Source organism: Lysinibacillus xylanilyticus (assembly GCF_001708185.1).
Lineage (GTDB): Bacteria > Bacillota > Bacilli > Bacillales_A > Planococcaceae > Lysinibacillus > Lysinibacillus xylanilyticus_A.
On record NZ_MDDN01000008.1, the window covers coordinates 19,632 to 37,611 of the forward strand.

Here is a 17,980-nt window from a genome sequence, read left to right on the forward strand (position 1 = left end):
TCCCTCCTTACCAGCTTGCCGCTAAATCAGAACGATACACCTCTGACATCGTTTCGATTGCCGATGTTAAATCGTCTGTATGTTGCCCGTTGCGACCATTGATCTTCGGTGCAGGTAGTCCAGGTATTGTGATTTCTACCGCTTCAAAAGTTGGTGTTACAATAGCCAACCAACGTTCTTTTATGGCAGCTTCTGACTCGATTAATTCACATGCTGCTAGATGCGTAGCGGACTTGCCAAAAGCCAATAAATCACCAGCATCCTTTATCACTTCCTGTAATGCTATCATCATGCGGGAACGTGATTCCTCTGTTGCTGTACATAATTGAGTAAACCATGTTGTCCAATGCATCTGATGATAATAAAGCTCCGTACTAATTTTCACAGCCACTTCTCGGATAGGGGCATAACTACTCGCTTTTAGCGCATCCATTTTCGCTTTTTTCGCCGTTGTATAAACAAAATTGCGTGCGATGGCGTAACCCCAGTCGTAATTCGGTGCTTCCTTGTAGTAACCTTCTCCATTCGGTCGTTCTACAAGTAAACTATTACAACGCTCCTCTTTAGGTCGAAGCTGTGCTAACGAGTCTGAAATACCTTCACCAAGTTCTTCTAAAAGTGTGTAAAATAATTTCGCATGCCCCATCGTATCTTGTGTAATGGATGAAAACGCTACGTCTTCCTCAATATGCGGCGCTAACCCAAGCCACTCGGAGCCACGATATGAAAATAAATAATCATCGTCCGCTAATTGATAAAGTAACGTAATGACTGCTTTTTTATATTCAGGCGTTACTTCGTTATTCATTTTCCTTACCCCCTCCTGCCCAAGATAGGATTTCTTTTTCATCCAACATGACTTGTTCATAGTGACGCCATTTTTTCTTTAAATAGCCATAGCCCTTTGTTGTACGGTAATCTTTATTGTCTAGGCGTTGCAGCGCTTGTTTACTGTCTTGAGTTAGACCGTGTAAATGTTTGCGATTGACGACCCAAATGTCCACTACTGGCTCCCGACGCATAAAGTTTTCCTGTGCCATAATTAGCGCCATTTCTCCATTCGGCGCTAAGAGACTAAACTGATGTTGAAAATTTGATGTTGGTGTTCGTTTACTAAATACTTCAAATTCTTGATAGAAAGATTGCTTTTTCATGATGCTCCTCCTCTCTCTACTAGTTAATTTACTAGAGCCGTTAATGCTTCCCGTACCCAAGCATTATTTTCGTAAGATGAACGACGAAGTGCTAAGCGTTCTTGTGAGCATGGACCTTCGTTGCGCTGGATTTTTTTGAAATATTCCCAGTTTGGCTCTTGGTAAATCCATTTATTTTGTGCTTCATCAAAGTGCAAAGTTGAGTCTGGCACAGTTAAACCGATCGATTGAATACGAGGAATATATTTTGTTAAGAAATTTTGTCTTAACTCCTCATTCGTTAAGACACGAATTTTATATTTAATCGTTAGATCTTGTTTACTAGTACCTGTTGTATCTTTTGTTGCTGGGCCAAAGAAAAATAACAATGATTCCCACCAACGATTTAACGCATCTTGTACAAGTGCACGTTGTTCCGGTGTGCCTTCTGCTAATGCCATAATAATGGCTTCACCGTGTTGTGCATGGAATACTTCTTCCGCACAAATACGTTGCAAGGCACGCGCATAAGGTCCGTATGAAGAACCTAACATGTTTGTTTGCGAAATAATGGCAGCGCCGTCAACAAGCCAGCCGATTAACCCCGCATCCCCCCATGATTTTGCTTCCATATGGAATACGTTGTGGAATTTGAGGCGTCCTTCGAATAAATCAATCATTAAATCGCCGCGATTTTTACCATATGGCTTAAGTAAATCTTCTGCTACGCGTAATAATAATTGACCATGCCCCATCTCATCTTGAACCTTTGCCATAATTCCTAACTTACGATATAAAGTCGGTGCTTTCGGAACCCATTCTTTTTCAGGTAGAGCGCCCATAATTTCACTAATACCATGCATTGAAATTAATTTGATTAGCGCTAAGCGGTATTCTTCTGGCATCCAATCATCTACTTCAATCTTCTCTCCAGCAGCAATACGCGCCTCAAATTGCTGCTGTAATTCTTGTTCAGATAATTGTGTAACGACACTCATAGTAAAAGCCTCCTTATATAACCAATTTCCGATAATCGTTACTATTATGTTATGTTGTAGTGCAAAAAAATCACACTTCCAACAAGACCTTATTATTATTTGCTACTTTAATGGATTCTGTTGGACAGCCTTCCATTGCATCCTCTAAATCATCATATAAATCAATCGGAACTTCTTGGCAACCTTGGTTATTGTCTAAAATAACAAATGCAATTCCTTCGTCATTATAATCAAAAATATCCGGTGCCGATGCGCCACATGCACCACAAGCAATACATGTATCTTGATCTACTCTAGTGAATTTCGCCATGTACTCACTCCTTTCACAAACTACAGCATTAGGAAAGCTGTTTCTTTTTTTCTTCCATTACACTCGTACTATGCAACGGCTGCACTTTCGATGTTGGGTCAATATATACTTTCGCATTACTAATTGCCGTAGGTGCCTCTCCGAAACCACTGACAATTAATTTTACTTTCCCATCATATGTGCAAATATCACCTGCCGCATAAATACCTGGAATGTTCGTTTCCATTCGAGAATTAACGACGATGGAGTTTTTACTAATTTCTAAGCCCCAGTCTTTAATAGCACCTAAAGAGGAAACAAAACCAAAGTTCACGATAATATCATCGACTCCATAGATGGGCTGTTGTGTTTCGTCTTTTGCATGCTTTAATTTCACATGTGTAATGTGCTCTTCCCCTATTAATTCTTTAGGTACATAAGGTGTAATCACTTCAACTGAAGATTGCATTAAGTTTTCTACACTATGTTCATGTGCACGAAATTTATCACGTCTGTGGACTATAGAGACCTTTTTAGCAATTGGTTCTAGCATCATTGCCCAATCAACCGCTGAATCACCGCCACCAAAAACCATCACGTTACGATCTTTAAACGCATTGAGGTCATTAATGAAGTAGTGTAAATTATGTTGTGCATACTTGTCTTCCCCATCAAACTCTAGCGTACGAACTTTAAACGCACCGTTTCCGGCAGTGATTAGTATTGTTCGTGAATAATGAGTACCCGTAGTCGTGACAAGTTTGAAAATACCGTTTACATCTTTTTCGATTGTTTGTACAGATTCATTCGTACAAACATCAACTGGGAAAGTATTCATTTGCTGTTTTAAATTATAAATAAGATCTTGCGCGCGAATTTTCGGAAAACCCGCAATATCATAAATATATTTTTCTGGATAAAGTGCCGCTAATTGGCCGCCCAGCTGAGGAAGACTTTCGATTATTTTGACGCTCATGCCTCGCATACCACCATAGAAGGCAGCAAACATACCAACAGGACCCCCACCTATAATGGTCACATCATTTATTTGCTCAGTATCTATCATTGAAGAACCCCCTTCTGTTCTTTTCTTCTATCAATGATACGAATTGCTTTTCCTTCAGAGCGTGGAATAGTACCAATATTTTCAATGACCAGACTTACAGAAATTAAACAGGCATTTTTTAAATCGTGCTTGATTTCCTTTGTCAGTAATTGAATTAGCGGATGATTTAGATCACCTTTTACTTTTTCATATAGTTTTGGCGTTAACTCCACATGGAGTTCGATCGCATCCATATTGCCCTTTTTCAACAAATGGATTTGATAATGCGGTGCCAAACCTTCAATTTGTAACAACTCACGCTCGATTTCAGACGGGAAGACATTGACGCCACGAATAATTAACATGTCATCCGTTCGTCCTTTCACACGCGCCATCCGCATAGTTGTCCGTCCACATTTACATTTTTCACGTGTAATCGATGTAATATCACCTGTACGATAACGAATAATTGGTAGCGCTTCCTTTGTTAAACTAGTAATAACCAATTCACCATCTTCACCGTCAGCTACAGGTTCTAATGTATCTGGATCGATAATTTCTACGAAGAAATGGTCTTCTGCAATATGTAAACCATCTTGTGCTTCATAGCATTCAACCGAAACACCAGGACCCATCACTTCACTTAAACCGTAAATATCCATTGCACGAATTTTTAATTTATCTTCTATCGCACGACGCATTTCCTCTGACCAAGGCTCTGCACCAAAAATTCCATATTCAATCCCGTTCATCGCTGGATCAATGCCCATTTCCTCCATCTTTTCAGCGATGTTCAGAATATAAGAAGGTGTACCTGCGATGCCTCGCGGTTTAAAATCTTCAATTAATGTAATTTGACGTTCTGTATTTCCTCCTGAGACTGGTACAACGGCCGCTCCTAATGTTTCAGCTCCGTAGTGTAAACCTATCCCACCAGTAAATAGACCGTATCCATATGCATTATGAAAAATATCTGATTTGCGTCCCCCTGCGGTAACAATAGCGCGAGCTAAAAGTCCCGACCACATATCGATATCATTTTTTGTATACCCGACAATTGTTGGTTTTCCACTAGTTCCCGAAGAACCATGAATGCGCACTACATCATCCATCGGTACTGCGAAAAGCTTAAATGGATATTGCTCACGTAAATTTATTTTTTTCGTAAATGGCAATTTGCGAATATCTTCTAACCTTTGAATATCAGCCGGCTTTACCCCGAGCTGATCAAACTGTTCCTTGTAGAAAGGTGTGTTGTTATAGACATTTTCAACCGTTGCTTTTAAACGCTCTAGTTGAATCCTTGCCATTTCTCCCCTTGAAGCTGTTTCTATTTCTAGATGATACATTTTCCTAGCCCCCCTTATGCTATTCCAATTCGGTACAACTATATTTATCTTTGTGTAACAAATAAATTACGAGAGTTTGTATTCCGTAATTAATTTTACGATAAACTTATTTGTCCGAATTGTCAATATATTTTATTTTCTCTATTTTGTGTAATTAATTAATTCGATTTTAGATGATTTATCTTAGTTGAAATTCATGTTGAAATACAAAGAGAAATACATTAGAAACCTTTTAAATCCGCCATTAATCAAGGATAATCAAACGTAATTACAAAAAATAATCGAAAATTTAAAATAATTTTACAAAAATACGTTAATCCATTTACTTTCCAAATAATAGATGTTAAATTATTTTTATATTTCACTTTAATATCATTCGTTTTTATTTTGTATTAATGATATGGATATAAATCACAAACAGACGAATGGCAAACTACATGCAAAGGGGAGTTTACGATGACGTTAACAGAAGCTCAACAACACGAAAAACACTATGACGAAATTTTTGAAGCGTTAAAACAGGAACCATTCGCAAATTATTTAGGGATGGAGTTAGTAGAATTAAAAGCAGGGTATGCAAAAGTCACACTTTCTCCAACACTCCACATGCTAAACACTCATGGTACTGTACATGGAGGGATCATTTTTTCTTTAGCAGACTACGCTTTCGCAGCAGCTAGTAATTCTTACGGTACAACAGCTGTCGGTGTTACGAATACCATACATTACATGAGCGCAGGCTTGGCAGAACACCAACTAACAGCGATCGCTGAAGAAGTTAAAAAAACTCGTCGTTTAGCCTGGTATCGTATTAATGTTTGGAGCAACGATGAATTATGTGCAACAATGGAAGCAATGGTTTATCGTAAAAATGAAAATTTCATCCAATAATAAAAGATGTGAGAGCCTTTTAAGCTTTAATTAGGTTTCTCATATCTTTTTTAACACGCGAAAATCCCTCACTAGTTACTAGAAGCCCTTCATGTAACTAGGAGGAATCTTTGACGAAGCTAATTTATACCTGTATTCCATCTTTCGATTTTGTCTGCGGTTTACCGAAGTATGCTTCTTGGATTTTCGGGTCATTCAACAACTCTTGTGCTGTACCTGAAATGGCCATCTTACCATGAGCTAAAACGCAGGCACGGTCAGCCACCTTCAATGCAGCTTTCACGTTCTGCTCGACCAAAATGATCGTGACACCACGTTCATCGCATAATCTCCGTAATATATTCATAATGTCTTTGACAATTAGCGGAGCGAGTCCTAATGACGGTTCATCCAGCATCAAAACTTTCGGATTGGCCATTAAACCTCGACCTATGGCCACCATTTGCTGTTCTCCTCCTGAAAGTAATCCACCTGGGCGATTAAGCATTTGCTTCAAGCGTGGAAATAATTCCACAATTTCCTCATAGTCTCGATGCACCGTTTTCTTGTCTTTACTATAGCGATGATAAGCACCGAGCATCAGATTGTCCTTGACAGTTAATGAAGAAAAAATTTGTCTTCGCTCTGGCACTAAACAAATCCCGTTAGCAACTGTCTTTTGTACACCATCTTTCGTAATATCTAATCCTTTGAATTCAATTTTTCCTTCACTCGGTGAATAGACACCCGCTAATGTACCAAGGAGTGTACTTTTCCCGGCACCATTTGACCCGACAATTGATAGTAACTCGCCTTCTAATAGTTCGAAATCAATACCTTCTAGTACATGTAAATGGCCATGATAGGTATGTAAATTTTCGATTTTAAGCATATGCCACACCTTCTTCCGCTTCATCATCGCCTAAATACGCTGCCACAACCTTCGGATTTTTGTAAATCTCTTCTGGTGTACCTTCTCCAATCTTGACCCCGTTATCTACAACAACTAAACGATCTGAAATCGACATAACCGTTTCCATATCATGTTCGACGAATAAAAAAGTCATGCCCTCTGCGCGCATTTTTAAAATGACTTCGACTAATTGCCTTGATTCCTCAGCGTTCAGACCTGCCATTGGCTCATCTAATAAAATGAGTTGCGGTTTGGAAATAGCTGCACGTGCAATTTCAAGGAGTCGCTGACTGCCATAAGGTAATTTATCGGACATTTCATAGGCAAACTCAGCAATTCCTACATCCTTTAAACATTGCAACGCTCTTTCCATTGTCCGAACTTCTTCTTTAACGACAGTCGGTAAGCGTAGTCCAGCCGTTAAAATATTTGTTTTCATCGCAATATGCGCACCGGTCATTACATTCTCAATGACTGTCATATTATCGAATACTTCTAAGTTCTGAAATGTTCTTGTGATACCTGCTTGTGCAATTTGATGAGGCTTTTTTCGCGTTAACCGTTTGCCTTGGAAATAGACATTCCCTGATGAACTTGGCAATACACCTGTAATCATATTGAAAAGTGTTGTTTTACCTGCACCGTTAGGACCAATAACAGCGAATATTTCACCTCTATTAATAGTGAAGGATACATTGTCTACAGCAACTACCCCTCCGAACACTTTCGTTAAGTTTTCTACACGTAAGATCAGCTCATTGTTAGTCATTTGTTTTACCTCCAGTAGCACGTGTGTCGATGGAGAACGCGATCGGTGTAGAGCGTTCTTTCTTGTGAAGCTTTCCGGTAATTTTCATAAATTGAGGGACTAATCCATTCGGCATATAAATTAAAGTTAACACGAGCAATAAACCGAAGAAGACGATTTCGAACTCCCCTCCTACGTTAGGTAAGATGACTGGTACATAATGTTTTAATAGTTCACCAAGTAAAACATAAGTAGCCGAACCGACAATGGCACCCCAAATATTAGTTGATCCACCGATAATAACCATGATTAATAAATAAATTGACGTATTAGCTGTAAATAAATCCGGATTAATAAATGAGACATAGTGTGCTAGGAGCGAACCAGAAATGGATGTGAAAATAGCGCTTATTACAAAGATTTGTAGTTTATATTTCATTAAATTCACACCAACGGCATCCGCTGCAATTTCACTCCCCTCAATCGAACGTAAGCCACGTCCAACTCTTGAGTGAATAATATTGCGTGAGAAAATGAGAGCCATAAATACAAATAGCCAAATAAGATAGAAGTAACTTTGATCTGTCATAAATTCAAAGCCGAATAAACTGATACTCGGTATACCGAAGAAGCCATTCGAGCCACCTGTAATCGATGTTAATTCTTTAAAGGCCGTGTAAACAATAATCCCAAACCCTAGTGTTGCTAACGCTAAATAATAGCCTTTTAACTTAAATGTAGGAATACCGATTAATAAAGCAACAAGTGCAGAAATAAGTGCACCTACTACGATCGCTAACCAAGGAGATAAACCTACTGTTGCTGTCATATAAGCAGATGTGTAGGCACCAATGCCATAAAAAGCCGCATGCCCTAGTGAAATTTGTCCAGCGTAGCCTGTTAGCATCGTTAAACCTATACATACTAATGCATAAAACCCAATCATCGTAAAAATAGCGAGTGTATAATTAGATCCAACTAACGGAAGACAAAATAGTAGCGCGAAAAAAATGCCTGGTCCAACTAAGCTGTTATTGTAGATCAGCTTTAAGTGTTTTTTATCCATCGTTGCAGCCTCCTTACACACGTTTTCCAGAAGCTTTAGCAAATAGACCTTCTGGTTTTATAAATAAAATTAATAACAATAAAGAGAAACTCACCACATCTTTTAATCCTGAAGACCATAATCCCTCTGTAAACGCCTCAATAATGCCAATTAGAAAGGCACCCGCAATTGCCGCTGGGGCATTTGTTAAACCACCAACAACTGCTGCTACAAACGCTTTTATGCCAAGCATCATCCCCATATCGTAGGATGCACCGGAAATAGGTGCGATCACTGTACCTGCTAGTGCCCCTAACCCAGCACTTACCACAACAGCAAGCAATGACATTTTATTTGGATTAATACCCATTAAACGCGCAGCAAACGGATTTACAACGCAAGCGGTTAATGATTTTCCTGTAAACGTATAGTTAAAGAAGTACATCATCACGATTAAAATAACGATTGACAGGCCAATCGCCCATAGATTTTGTGGAAGTAAGACGGCTTCTAAAAATTCAATAGGTGTATTATCCGTAAACGGCGGTAATGTTTGGGCTTGTGTTCCCCAAATTAAAATCGCAATACCTCGGAAGGCAATCGATACGCCAATTGTAATGATAATGAGTGTTGTCATGGATGATTTACGAGCTGTATGAATGGCCGTTCGCTCAAATACAGCACCAATCGCCGCCACAATGACGATACTTAAAATAATGGCTAACCATAAGGGTAGATTTGCCTTTACAAGTGAAATACTAATTAAAGCACCAAACATCGCAAATTCACCTTGTGCAAAGTTAAGTATGCCGGTCACGTTATAGATAATGACGAATCCAACCGCAATTAATGCGTAAATGGCTCCTATTGTTAAACCTGAAAATAATAATTGCAACATTTGAGAGAATATTTCCATACTGTCGTTCACTCCATTTCTTTTCGAGATTACTAAGCTGATAATGAATGAACAGTGATGGAAAGACACCACTGTTCATTGGATTTGTATTATTTTTTTAGTCTTCTAAAGTCCATTTACCATCAACAATTCGTACCATCGCAAAACTATCTGGGCTTAATCCCATATGATTATCTGCATTAATGTTAAATACGCCTGTCAGACCTACATATTCACCTAGCTCTTGCTCAATGTAATCACGGAGTGCAGCGCTATCACTGCCTTTTGCTTCGATTGCTTTTGTCGCAATCGCGAAAGCATCTGCTGCATATGCACCGAATGTACTTGCTGGTTTATTGTATTTAGCTGTAAACGCTTCGTTATACGCTTTTAATAATTCTTTTTGTGGATTTGAATCCTCCAATTTATCCGCTACTAATAATTTCCCCGTCGGCAAGACCACATCGTTAGCTGCAGCACCGGCTACTTCGATAAATTGGTCCGTTGCAACGCCATGACTTGCAAGAACTGGTATATCTAGCCCTAATTCACGAATATTTTTAATCACTACCGCAGACTCTTGCACTGTTCCCCAAACAATAATGGCATCTGGACTTTCTTTTTTCACACGAGTTAACAGAGGTTTTGCATCTTTCACTGTCGCCTCGAATTCATCTTCAATAACTGGTTCCACACCGTAATCTGCTGCGTGTTTACCAAATTCTTCATGAGCACCAGTTCCATAAGAATTCGCAACGTTCAACCAGGCAACTTTCGTTAAATCATTCTCTTTTAAATATTGTAAAATCCGCTCCACTGCTTGTTGATCGTCTTGTGGCATTTTGAATACCCATTTTCGTGCTTGTCCATCTTCCGTCATGTAAATTTGTTTACTGGCAGCAACTGAAATGTAAGGCACTTGATTTTGCTCTGCCAGAGGTAACATCGCTAAAGAGTTCCCACTTGTCGTGCCTCCGATAACGATTGATACTTTGTCTTGTGTTAACGCTTTTTTCATGGCAAGAATAGCTTCATTTTGGTCAGATTTATCATCATATGTGACTAAATCGATTTTTCGACCGTTAATGCCACCATCCGCATTTTTTTGATCGACTAGCATTTTAAGCGTTTGCATCTCCGGTTCCCCTAGAGCGGCCGCCCCACCAGATGCTGAGAAAATTCCTGCCATTTTAATTGAATCACCTGAAGTATCTGTACCTGAACTAGCGGATGATGCATCACCTTTTCGATCAGATGATGAACTACAGGCCGCCAACACTAATACACCCATTAATAGGAAAAGAGACAATAAAGTCTTTTTCATAAAGCACTACACCCCTTCATTATTTTTATACCTATAAAACCGCATCTCCTTATCAATTATGCCTCGGCATAATTGTGTCCTGAATCGACTTTGTGCAAGCACAAAGAACCCCTTTTCGATTCCGTGACATCCGCCGGAGGCATTAACTTCTTTCAGCGGATATTTTGCCGAAAGAAGTTAAAATGACGGTATGTATAGCCAAACAGTGTAACAAAAAATTTGCAGAAACAATAAAACAAATAAGATAAAAATAGATTATTGCAGACTAAACGATACCTAAAGTAGATATTCGTGTTTTTAGTTAATCAAAAGAATAGCATGTATGTTAAAAAATGATAAATACCAAAAATATATATTTTAAATCGTTATATATACATTTTTGGTATACCCGTATTCTAATTGTTATATATTTTTCATCAAAATTATGTAATTTAATTTCCTGTGAAACCCTTGCTATTTCTAGGTTTCTTCACAATACTTATCTAAAAAATCAGAAATATCTTACAAATTTAACGAAAACACTCTAAAAAATGTTACTATACAGAATAAGTATACGAATTGAATAAACTAGTGGATTTTAAGTATAGGGGTGAAAAAGATGGATTTAAGACAATTAAATTATTTCATTACAATCGTTGAAGAAAAACAAATTACAAAAGCTGCAAAAAAGCTTCATATGGCACAACCGCCACTTAGCAATCAATTGAAAGTGATGGAGGAAGAATTAAACTGCAAACTATTCGATCGAAATGGTAGAACATTAGAACTTACTGAACCTGGAAAGATTTTATATGAAAAAGGCAAAACATTATTAGCTAATTTCGAAGATACGATTTCGGAAATAAAAGAAGTTGGAGAAGGGCTAAGGGGGGTATTATCGATTGGTGCAGATCAAACTTGTTTATCTTACTTACCTGAAAAAATTAAACGGATGCGTGAAAGATACCCTAATTTAAACTTCAAAATTATTGAAGGAGATACATTTTTCTTAACAAATAGTCTTTTAAATAAAGAAATCGATTTAGCTATACTGCAACAACCGATTGAAGATGAAAATTTCTCTTCGATCGGGTTAGCATTAAAGGAGTTTGTACTTGCCACACCTGCACAATGGCATTTACCGAACCCTATTCAAATGGAAGACTTAAAAGATTTACCGTTTCTTTCTTTTTATCGTCATCGTAGTTGTAGTACGTTTCGCATTATTATCGATGAATTTAAAAGTCACGGGTTTGAGCCTAATATTATTTGTGAGTGTATTGATATTGCGATGGTTATTTCGTTAATAAGTGAAGGTTTGGGGATCACTATTTTACCGAAAACGAGTCTCGATAAATTTTTAATTAAAGGTATTAACATCATTAAATTTGCTAATTGTAATATCCATTCTAAAGCGAACATTGTTTGGCCAAAAGATCGCTATTTAGCAAAGCACACGATGAATTTTTTACAATTATTTAAGGAAGAAACTCATATACTAGCTCGCGAAACAATCCGCCAGAGCCAAGGCGTTTAACAGGGAGGTTTATGCTTTGGCAATTGACAATCTAAGAGAATAGTAAATGGTACTCCCGGTTCAACTTTAACCGGGAGCTTTTTGTTATTTTACATACTTCAAATAATTTTTAACAAAATCTACAACGTAATGCACTTCTTCATCTGTCATTTTTAATAACTTGCTAACTTTTTGTATTTTTGCTGGTGATTTTAAATGTTCACGCACTTGATCAATCCACATATATTTACACTTTCGGGGATTTACACTATTTCTAATCTGTTTGAAGCGACGATAAGCATAGCGAGCAAATGCATTTAACATTTCTCGCTCCTGCTCATCTCTTACTAGTTTATTTGCGACCCTATCGATCACTTCTGTATCAAAAGTCCATGCACCATCTGTTATTTGCATATTACCACCTCTTCAGTTCCGTAAAGTTGATCACAAACATGACTGCGGTATTCGAATGCCCTCATTCTATTCACTCTCTATTAGATGCATAAGAAAAAGCCACACCTAGTTAGATGTGACCTCTTTTTGGATTTTTTAAATAATCAATAGCAAGACAACTTGATTAATTTTAGGGTCAAAATGATCCCTAACATGTTTTATTCTTCAAATGATAAGTTTGTCGGACCTTCTAAAAGATAGTTCTCAAAACTAATATGGGTTGTAGGGGTATCGTTATCTACTATCTCAAAATTAAGCCCATCCAGCCAAACTTCCCCTTTTCCAGTTAGTAAAATACCGAACGATACTATTGCACTGTTTTCTGGGACATCAAGAACGATAGAATACTGATTCCAACTATTTGTACCAATAATTGGTCTGTTACTCATATTATCGAATTGTAGGATATCCTCTGATGCACTATCAACGCGCATCCAAAGTCCCGAGAATTGTTTTACATTATTCGTTTTAATAAATCCAGAAAGTTTAACTCTCTTCCCTCTAAATTCATCAGCCTTGAATTGTTGCATCATTGTTGCAAATTCGTCTGGAGCTTGAACAGTTTTAGATGTTAAATAGCCCGATGCTTTTCCTTGATGTACATTTTTTTGATCTACTCCTATTTCGTAATTATAAGGATGACTTCCACTGATGAACCAGCCTTTAATTTTTTCTTCCATTATTGATTCCTCCTTGTTTTTCCTCATAGTTCCCATTACTTTTCTGTATTGCCCTGGTGGCAAACTGTACAATTTTTTGAAAGCACGTGTAAAGGTTTCTTGTGACTCAAATTGATAATAGAATGCGATATCAATAATTCTTTCATCAGTATTGAGAAGTGTACTTGCCGCATTTGCAAGTCTCCTCATTCGGATATATTCTGAGACAGACATTCCCACAGAAGTTTGAAAAATCCTGTGAAAATGATATTTTGAAAATCCTGTAACCTCATCAATATCATTAGCGGAAATTTGCTCATGTAAATGAGATTCTATCCAATCTATTGTTTTTTGAATGATCCATTCATATTTCAACGGTATTACACCTCCCTTTCATTTATTATCATATCGAATAATAATGAATGATTTTTGATTTTTCTTGCGATGTTTTTCCAAAATAGAAATATATATACAAAATATCTCATTCAAAACGTTTGCTGCTATTTATTTATACATACATCTTACAATTGGCTCATTACCATAACGTGTGGTTGATTTCCGTTCCGATTGGGGGGCGTCTGATGAGCATCTTCACTCGCGTAGCTCGCTCCATCGTCTCATCTGTGACGCTGTGTATCTGACCCCAAGGAGTCGCCCAGCCTCCACTCAACTTATATACAAAGCATATATCCCAACAAATATCACTAGCAACTTTTGGTAAATAATCTTATAATTGTTAAAATGGAATTGTAATGGTTTAAAATAAGATAAAAAGGGAAGAAGCATATGAACAATCAAATTTATGCGAACTGGAACGGGCATCATGTTAAACTAACGTGGCTACCACATAAGAAAATTGACGATTACAGCAACGTAACAAGTGTACATGGCGTTTGTTTTTATAATGGGAATGTTTTGTTAGTTCATGTAGACGGAAGAGGATTTAACTTTCCTGGAGGTCATATAGAAAAAAGAGAAACACCTGAAGATACAATGCATAGAGAAGCATTTGAAGAAGGTTATGTACAGGGTCATATCAACTATATTGGCGCAATAGAAGTCAGTCACGAAGAGAATCCTTTATTTAATGCTGCTGGTAAGTACCCTTTAATCGGATATCAAATGTTTTATAGGATCGATATTCAAAAGTGCCTCCCTTTTCTTCGAGAGCATGAAACGATTACACGCATTTGGGTTGAGCCCGAAGAAGTAGCTTATGTAATCAATGACCATGAGATTTCACAATTAATCATACAAGAAGCTGTAAATAGCAAATTTCCTTCCCCTATAGACTAGCAACCCATTCACAATAGCACTCCTTTTAGGTTCAGTTAGGAGGTTGGTTCATGAGGTATTTAATAGGCTTTTTCGGTGTTTTAATTATTTTATTTGGAAGTTTGTTAATGAGCATCACAAACGAAACCTTTTTAATAAGAAATATTCTTTATAAACTTTTTGGAGCAATTCTATTAGTTGTAGGAATTTGGGTTTTACAGAAGCAAATTCATCGCAAAAAACAATAAAAAAGGGTTATACGATAAACTTGCCACTGAAAATCCTATAAGATAACTCTCCCAGTCGCAATTTTTGACTGAGAGAGTTAATTACTTTCTTCCCACTTTTAATCCCATCTATCAATCTTAATGACTCTAGTAGCATTATTTGTTGTTACTTTAACTGTTAAATTCCATTCATGATCTTTTGAATATCCCACACCACAAGCTGTTGCATGCTCGTTACCTTCAATTGGTGTACTAGCAGTATAGGCTTCTAGCGTTTTTCTAATTTGTCTTAAGTCAGCTTTAAGCGTTTCATTAAAGAATCCTCTACCTTTTCCTTCCGAAGTGTCCTTTACGCCATCCAATAGAAAGAAAATATGACTTCCAGAATGTGAGATCGGCTCTTCCCCCCATAAATTTGGCGAAGTTGTAATACCATTGACCTTCACAAAATTATTTATTTGAACAGTCCATGAATCATCACTAGCGTATGAATGGCTACTAATATTCGGCTGACGCCCTTTGACATAATCAAATTCAAATACATCCGTTACATAACCAGTCCCACCAGCAACACCGATAAATGAGTAGGTTTTCCCGTTTACTTCGAGTTCGACTTTGAACGGCGTACTTCCATTTCCTCTTTCACAATAATTATGAACATAAAATCTATAATGACCAACCGGTGCATTTTCACTCCACCTAATATTTTCTACAGGGGAAGGATTTCTATGATGACCACCATTCATATCAATATCTAAAAATCCACCGAATTTATCACTTTTATCTCCATAGTAGATGTGGTCCCCTTTTGGTGTTAGGCAATGTAGATCTAAGTCGGTATAGCCTTCCCATATTAATGAAGCTCGAATTTCATTATTCTCATATCTTCCACCAGCACTTTCTACTCTCCTTTTAATTTCGCCATCAATTCCTCCGTGGTAATACCAACTAAATGTATTGTTCCATTGTAAAATATTTGGCGCCGCTTCATCAGACGCAGTTACTACTGCCATAAAACGACTAGGATTATCGACTAATACTTCCATATTTTCAGCCGTTGGTAGAATAGTTCGTTGGAATTTTTCCCACGTCATCACAGTGCTCGGGAGAGATACTTTTGATTTGGCTTTTTCCCTAGGAAGAATGTTTGAAAATATGCCCTTCTTTTGTTCAACAACTTTAGGTTCAGTTTGATTTTTCCACAGAAATGACGGAATCTCTTCAAAAGTGGCATATCTTCTTCGCAAAGAATTAGCAATTCCTAATTTTTCAACAATTTTTTCTGCTTCAACAATTGCATTTTGCGTTGGAGCAGCTTGTGAGCGCATGTAATTCGCTGGATTCATCTTCTCTGCAAAACGACGAGCAACCGATTCAACGGACATTCCTGAAGCTATGTCATCTAATAATGTACCGATCATCGAACTTCTTACATGACAGAAGCCAACAGGAGCTGTCGCAACTGCTAACCAAACTAGATTTGTTTTCTGATTATTGTTTCCTACGCTATTTCGTTTGTCCTGCAATGATTTAAACCATTCTGCAATTCCTAATACTCTATCTGAACGGTATAATGCTTCTGATTGTAATAAAACTACTGCTTGTTCCACTGTCTCGATCGTATATTCAATCAATGCATTTGATAGCATCTTGAATTCTTCTAACTTCTCAGCCATCACTTGTCCCGCAGTTTGTATTCTAGAGTGGTTCACCATTTCTTCAGGAACTACAACGGATAAATGATTCCACTTTCCAGTATGAGGCTTTCCTAATACTGGGGAGTTTGAAATAAATACACCAATAACTTTTGAATTTAAAACTTCTGCTTTCATTGCTAAAACAGCAGCTTTAAAAAATGGAGGTGCCATATCCTCATCCCATATAGCAGATGCCATAATGCCATTTTCATCAATCGTTACAAGACCACCAAATCGCTCAATAAAATGTCTACAAGCGCTACAAGTATAATGTTGTCTAGCTTCTACTGGTAAATTATCTACATACAAATCAAACAGACCTTGAACATTTGTTTTAAATAATTTTTTACTACTAATTGCTTCATCAAAATAGCTTTTTAAATTTTGCTGGAATTCAGGATATCTATCATTCTCATTATTATAAACATTAGTTGCTATGTTTACATTCTCTTTCAATTTTCAACATCTCCTTAGTCTATTCAACTATGCCACGGCAGCAGCATGGGGGTTTTGCGCGATAGCGAAGCGGCAGCAGCATGGGGTTTTGCGCGATAGCGAAGCGGCAGCAGCATGGGGTTTTTGCGCGATAGCGAAGCGGTAATGGTTTTTTTGAAGACTTCTATAGATGACATTTCACTTTCGTAACAAAACATTTACTGAAATAATCTAAATTTCCTTCATATGTAATTTATTCTATTATACATATAAAATGTCTAGGATAGTAATTGAAATTGGTTTATATGATGGCAGTAATTTCTTGCAAATTTGTACGGTACTTCGAAGCGACTTGAAAAGAAATTTTTATTTATGAGGAAGAGTGCAGAAAAATTTTACATACCTCTTTTTCGAATGGATAAAGTACCAATACAAGTTTTTAGATCTCGGGTATCACTAGCGATGTTGCCTACTTAAATCATCTTAAAATAATAAGGAGAGCATATAGATGTAATTTACACAAAATCTATAAACATACAGTAGTCCCTTGCAACTTAAATTTTTTTAATCTAATTCACAGGCATCTCACTATACAAACATAGCTACCAAATCATATTAATAGTAGTGTAAAGCTAACTTAGCTTTGCCCTCCTAGTTTGTGGTTTAGGGTCACTTAGGTTCGAGTGACCCTTTTTTTACGTCTCTCTCATGGTTATCCAAATATCCCGATTTTATCTTGGCGATACTGCAAATTTTGGAGCGATTTTGATTTTACATATAGAGGTGCTTTAATTGACTGCATTTGGAAAATACTTATATATCGCTTTCTTTGTAACATTGTTTTTATTTTCAACGGTTTGGGTTTATTCTAGAGATGGTAATTTGGCTTTGCTTAATAACTTTTTCTACTCCTTATAGGTAGTAATTTTTATTTTCATGGCATCATTGCTTCTTAGAAGTAAAAATGATGAAACGAAAAAAAGCTAAAAAACAGAAGCTGATTAAAATTCTAATTAACTTTTTTGCTGCACATTTTTTATCAAATTGTTTAGTGAAATATAATTTTATCCCACTTCTTATTGCGAATAGCCTAAATTTAAAGGGTTATATATATACAAACTAAATCTAAA

At 37.2% G+C, this 17,980-nt stretch carries 18 protein-coding genes; 4 read left to right on the forward strand and 14 right to left on the reverse strand.

Going from position 1 to position 17,980, the window contains the following annotated elements; translation table 11 throughout:
- Nucleotides 1-7 precede the first annotated feature (7 nt).
- From paaC to BFJ97_RS14905, 6 genes are all read right to left on the reverse strand, one after another.
- On the reverse strand, nucleotides 8-808 hold the full coding sequence (gene paaC, locus BFJ97_RS14880) for a 1,2-phenylacetyl-CoA epoxidase subunit PaaC (RefSeq protein WP_068985442.1): 801 nt from the start codon (nucleotides 806-808) through the stop codon (nucleotides 8-10).
- Nucleotides 801-1,154, reverse strand: coding sequence for a 1,2-phenylacetyl-CoA epoxidase subunit PaaB (gene paaB / locus BFJ97_RS14885; protein ID WP_068985443.1), 354 nt, complete (start codon nucleotides 1,152-1,154; stop codon nucleotides 801-803). Before paaB ends, paaC begins: the two co-directional genes overlap by 8 nt.
- A gap of 23 nt (nucleotides 1,155-1,177) precedes the next feature.
- Nucleotides 1,178-2,131, reverse strand: a complete 954-nt coding sequence (gene paaA / locus BFJ97_RS14890) for a 1,2-phenylacetyl-CoA epoxidase subunit PaaA (RefSeq protein WP_068985444.1) — start codon at nucleotides 2,129-2,131, stop codon at nucleotides 1,178-1,180.
- A 70-nt stretch (nucleotides 2,132-2,201) separates the two neighbouring features.
- Complete coding sequence (locus tag BFJ97_RS14895) at nucleotides 2,202-2,441, reverse strand: ferredoxin (RefSeq protein ID WP_068985445.1); 240 nt, start codon at nucleotides 2,439-2,441, stop codon at nucleotides 2,202-2,204.
- Nucleotides 2,442-2,469: 28 nt separating this feature from the next.
- On the reverse strand, nucleotides 2,470-3,486 hold the full coding sequence (locus BFJ97_RS14900) for an NAD(P)/FAD-dependent oxidoreductase (RefSeq protein WP_068985446.1): 1,017 nt from the start codon (nucleotides 3,484-3,486) through the stop codon (nucleotides 2,470-2,472).
- A complete protein-coding gene (locus tag BFJ97_RS14905; protein WP_068985447.1) occupies nucleotides 3,483-4,814 on the reverse strand; it encodes a phenylacetate--CoA ligase family protein in 1,332 nt (443 codons plus the stop codon). Before BFJ97_RS14905 ends, BFJ97_RS14900 begins: the two co-directional genes overlap by 4 nt.
- Before the next feature lie 456 nt (nucleotides 4,815-5,270).
- Here BFJ97_RS14905 and BFJ97_RS14910 point away from each other — a divergent pair, with 456 nt between their 5' ends.
- The gene (locus BFJ97_RS14910) at nucleotides 5,271-5,705 is read left to right on the forward strand and encodes a PaaI family thioesterase (RefSeq protein ID WP_068985448.1); all 435 of its coding nucleotides are present in this window, start codon (nucleotides 5,271-5,273) and stop codon (nucleotides 5,703-5,705) included.
- A gap of 124 nt (nucleotides 5,706-5,829) precedes the next feature.
- On the opposite strand, the gene BFJ97_RS14915 is transcribed toward BFJ97_RS14910, so the two are convergent.
- The 5 genes from BFJ97_RS14915 to BFJ97_RS14935 form a co-directional block, all read right to left on the reverse strand.
- Nucleotides 5,830-6,576, reverse strand: a complete 747-nt coding sequence (locus tag BFJ97_RS14915; RefSeq protein ID WP_068985449.1) for an ABC transporter ATP-binding protein — start codon at nucleotides 6,574-6,576, stop codon at nucleotides 5,830-5,832.
- Nucleotides 6,569-7,366, reverse strand: a complete 798-nt coding sequence (locus tag BFJ97_RS14920) for an ABC transporter ATP-binding protein (RefSeq protein WP_068985450.1) — start codon at nucleotides 7,364-7,366, stop codon at nucleotides 6,569-6,571. The genes BFJ97_RS14915 and BFJ97_RS14920 overlap by 8 nt, the downstream gene beginning before the upstream one ends.
- A complete protein-coding gene (locus BFJ97_RS14925; RefSeq protein WP_068985451.1) occupies nucleotides 7,359-8,411 on the reverse strand; it encodes a branched-chain amino acid ABC transporter permease in 1,053 nt (350 codons plus the stop codon). The genes BFJ97_RS14920 and BFJ97_RS14925 overlap by 8 nt, the downstream gene beginning before the upstream one ends.
- Before the next feature lie 13 nt (nucleotides 8,412-8,424).
- Nucleotides 8,425-9,306 (reverse strand): branched-chain amino acid ABC transporter permease, encoded by an 882-nt coding sequence (locus BFJ97_RS14930; protein ID WP_068985452.1) that lies wholly within the window; start codon nucleotides 9,304-9,306, stop codon nucleotides 8,425-8,427.
- Between the two features lie 97 nt (nucleotides 9,307-9,403).
- Nucleotides 9,404-10,609, reverse strand: a complete 1,206-nt coding sequence (locus BFJ97_RS14935; protein WP_068985453.1) for an ABC transporter substrate-binding protein — start codon at nucleotides 10,607-10,609, stop codon at nucleotides 9,404-9,406.
- Nucleotides 10,610-11,207: 598 nt separating this feature from the next.
- Here BFJ97_RS14935 and BFJ97_RS14940 point away from each other — a divergent pair.
- Nucleotides 11,208-12,125: a LysR family transcriptional regulator gene (locus tag BFJ97_RS14940; protein ID WP_068985454.1), complete on the forward strand. Its 918-nt coding sequence runs from the start codon at nucleotides 11,208-11,210 to the stop codon at nucleotides 12,123-12,125.
- 84 nt (nucleotides 12,126-12,209) lie between these two features.
- Here the strand turns inward: BFJ97_RS14940 and BFJ97_RS14945 are convergent, their stop codons facing one another.
- Nucleotides 12,210-12,518, reverse strand: a complete 309-nt coding sequence (locus tag BFJ97_RS14945; RefSeq protein ID WP_068985455.1) for a hypothetical protein — start codon at nucleotides 12,516-12,518, stop codon at nucleotides 12,210-12,212.
- Nucleotides 12,519-12,715: 197 nt separating this feature from the next.
- Complete coding sequence (locus tag BFJ97_RS14950) at nucleotides 12,716-13,591, reverse strand: helix-turn-helix domain-containing protein (protein ID WP_068985456.1); 876 nt, start codon at nucleotides 13,589-13,591, stop codon at nucleotides 12,716-12,718.
- A 411-nt stretch (nucleotides 13,592-14,002) separates the two neighbouring features.
- Here BFJ97_RS14950 and BFJ97_RS14955 point away from each other — a divergent pair, with 411 nt between their 5' ends.
- Together BFJ97_RS14955 and BFJ97_RS24775 are read left to right on the forward strand one after the other, a co-directional pair.
- A complete protein-coding gene (locus BFJ97_RS14955; RefSeq protein ID WP_068985457.1) occupies nucleotides 14,003-14,512 on the forward strand; it encodes an NUDIX hydrolase in 510 nt (169 codons plus the stop codon).
- Between the two features lie 50 nt (nucleotides 14,513-14,562).
- Nucleotides 14,563-14,739 carry a hypothetical protein gene (locus tag BFJ97_RS24775; RefSeq protein WP_175401769.1) on the forward strand — a complete coding sequence of 59 codons (177 nt, stop codon included), beginning with the start codon at nucleotides 14,563-14,565 and terminating at the stop codon, nucleotides 14,737-14,739.
- 98 nt (nucleotides 14,740-14,837) lie between these two features.
- On the opposite strand, the gene BFJ97_RS14960 is transcribed toward BFJ97_RS24775, so the two are convergent.
- Nucleotides 14,838-16,871: a YfaP family protein gene (locus tag BFJ97_RS14960; protein WP_068985458.1), complete on the reverse strand. Its 2,034-nt coding sequence runs from the start codon at nucleotides 16,869-16,871 to the stop codon at nucleotides 14,838-14,840.
- Nucleotides 16,872-17,980 lie beyond the last annotated feature (1,109 nt).

Bases quoted from the DNA above. Each gene is read 5' to 3' on its own strand.
- BFJ97_RS24775 (WP_175401769.1), top strand. From the start codon at position 14,563: ATGAGGTATTTAATAGGCTTTTTCGGTGTTTTAATTATTTTATTTGGA.
- BFJ97_RS14935 (WP_068985453.1), bottom strand. From the start codon at position 10,609: ATGAAAAAGACTTTATTGTCTCTTTTCCTATTAATGGGTGTATTAGTG.
- BFJ97_RS14900 (WP_068985446.1), bottom strand. From the start codon at position 3,486: ATGATAGATACTGAGCAAATAAATGATGTGACCATTATAGGTGGGGGT.
- BFJ97_RS14920 (WP_068985450.1), bottom strand. From the start codon at position 7,366: ATGACTAACAATGAGCTGATCTTACGTGTAGAAAACTTAACGAAAGTG.
- BFJ97_RS14925 (WP_068985451.1), bottom strand. From the start codon at position 8,411: ATGGATAAAAAACACTTAAAGCTGATCTACAATAACAGCTTAGTTGGA.
- BFJ97_RS14955 (WP_068985457.1), top strand. From the start codon at position 14,003: ATGAACAATCAAATTTATGCGAACTGGAACGGGCATCATGTTAAACTA.
- BFJ97_RS14905 (WP_068985447.1), bottom strand. From the start codon at position 4,814: ATGTATCATCTAGAAATAGAAACAGCTTCAAGGGGAGAAATGGCAAGG.
- BFJ97_RS14940 (WP_068985454.1), top strand. From the start codon at position 11,208: ATGGATTTAAGACAATTAAATTATTTCATTACAATCGTTGAAGAAAAA.
- BFJ97_RS14910 (WP_068985448.1), top strand. From the start codon at position 5,271: ATGACGTTAACAGAAGCTCAACAACACGAAAAACACTATGACGAAATT.
- BFJ97_RS14930 (WP_068985452.1), bottom strand. From the start codon at position 9,306: ATGGAAATATTCTCTCAAATGTTGCAATTATTATTTTCAGGTTTAACA.
- paaB (WP_068985443.1), bottom strand. From the start codon at position 1,154: ATGAAAAAGCAATCTTTCTATCAAGAATTTGAAGTATTTAGTAAACGA.
- paaA (WP_068985444.1), bottom strand. From the start codon at position 2,131: ATGAGTGTCGTTACACAATTATCTGAACAAGAATTACAGCAGCAATTT.
- paaC (WP_068985442.1), bottom strand. From the start codon at position 808: ATGAATAACGAAGTAACGCCTGAATATAAAAAAGCAGTCATTACGTTA.
- BFJ97_RS14895 (WP_068985445.1), bottom strand. From the start codon at position 2,441: ATGGCGAAATTCACTAGAGTAGATCAAGATACATGTATTGCTTGTGGT.
- BFJ97_RS14915 (WP_068985449.1), bottom strand. From the start codon at position 6,576: ATGCTTAAAATCGAAAATTTACATACCTATCATGGCCATTTACATGTA.
- BFJ97_RS14945 (WP_068985455.1), bottom strand. From the start codon at position 12,518: ATGCAAATAACAGATGGTGCATGGACTTTTGATACAGAAGTGATCGAT.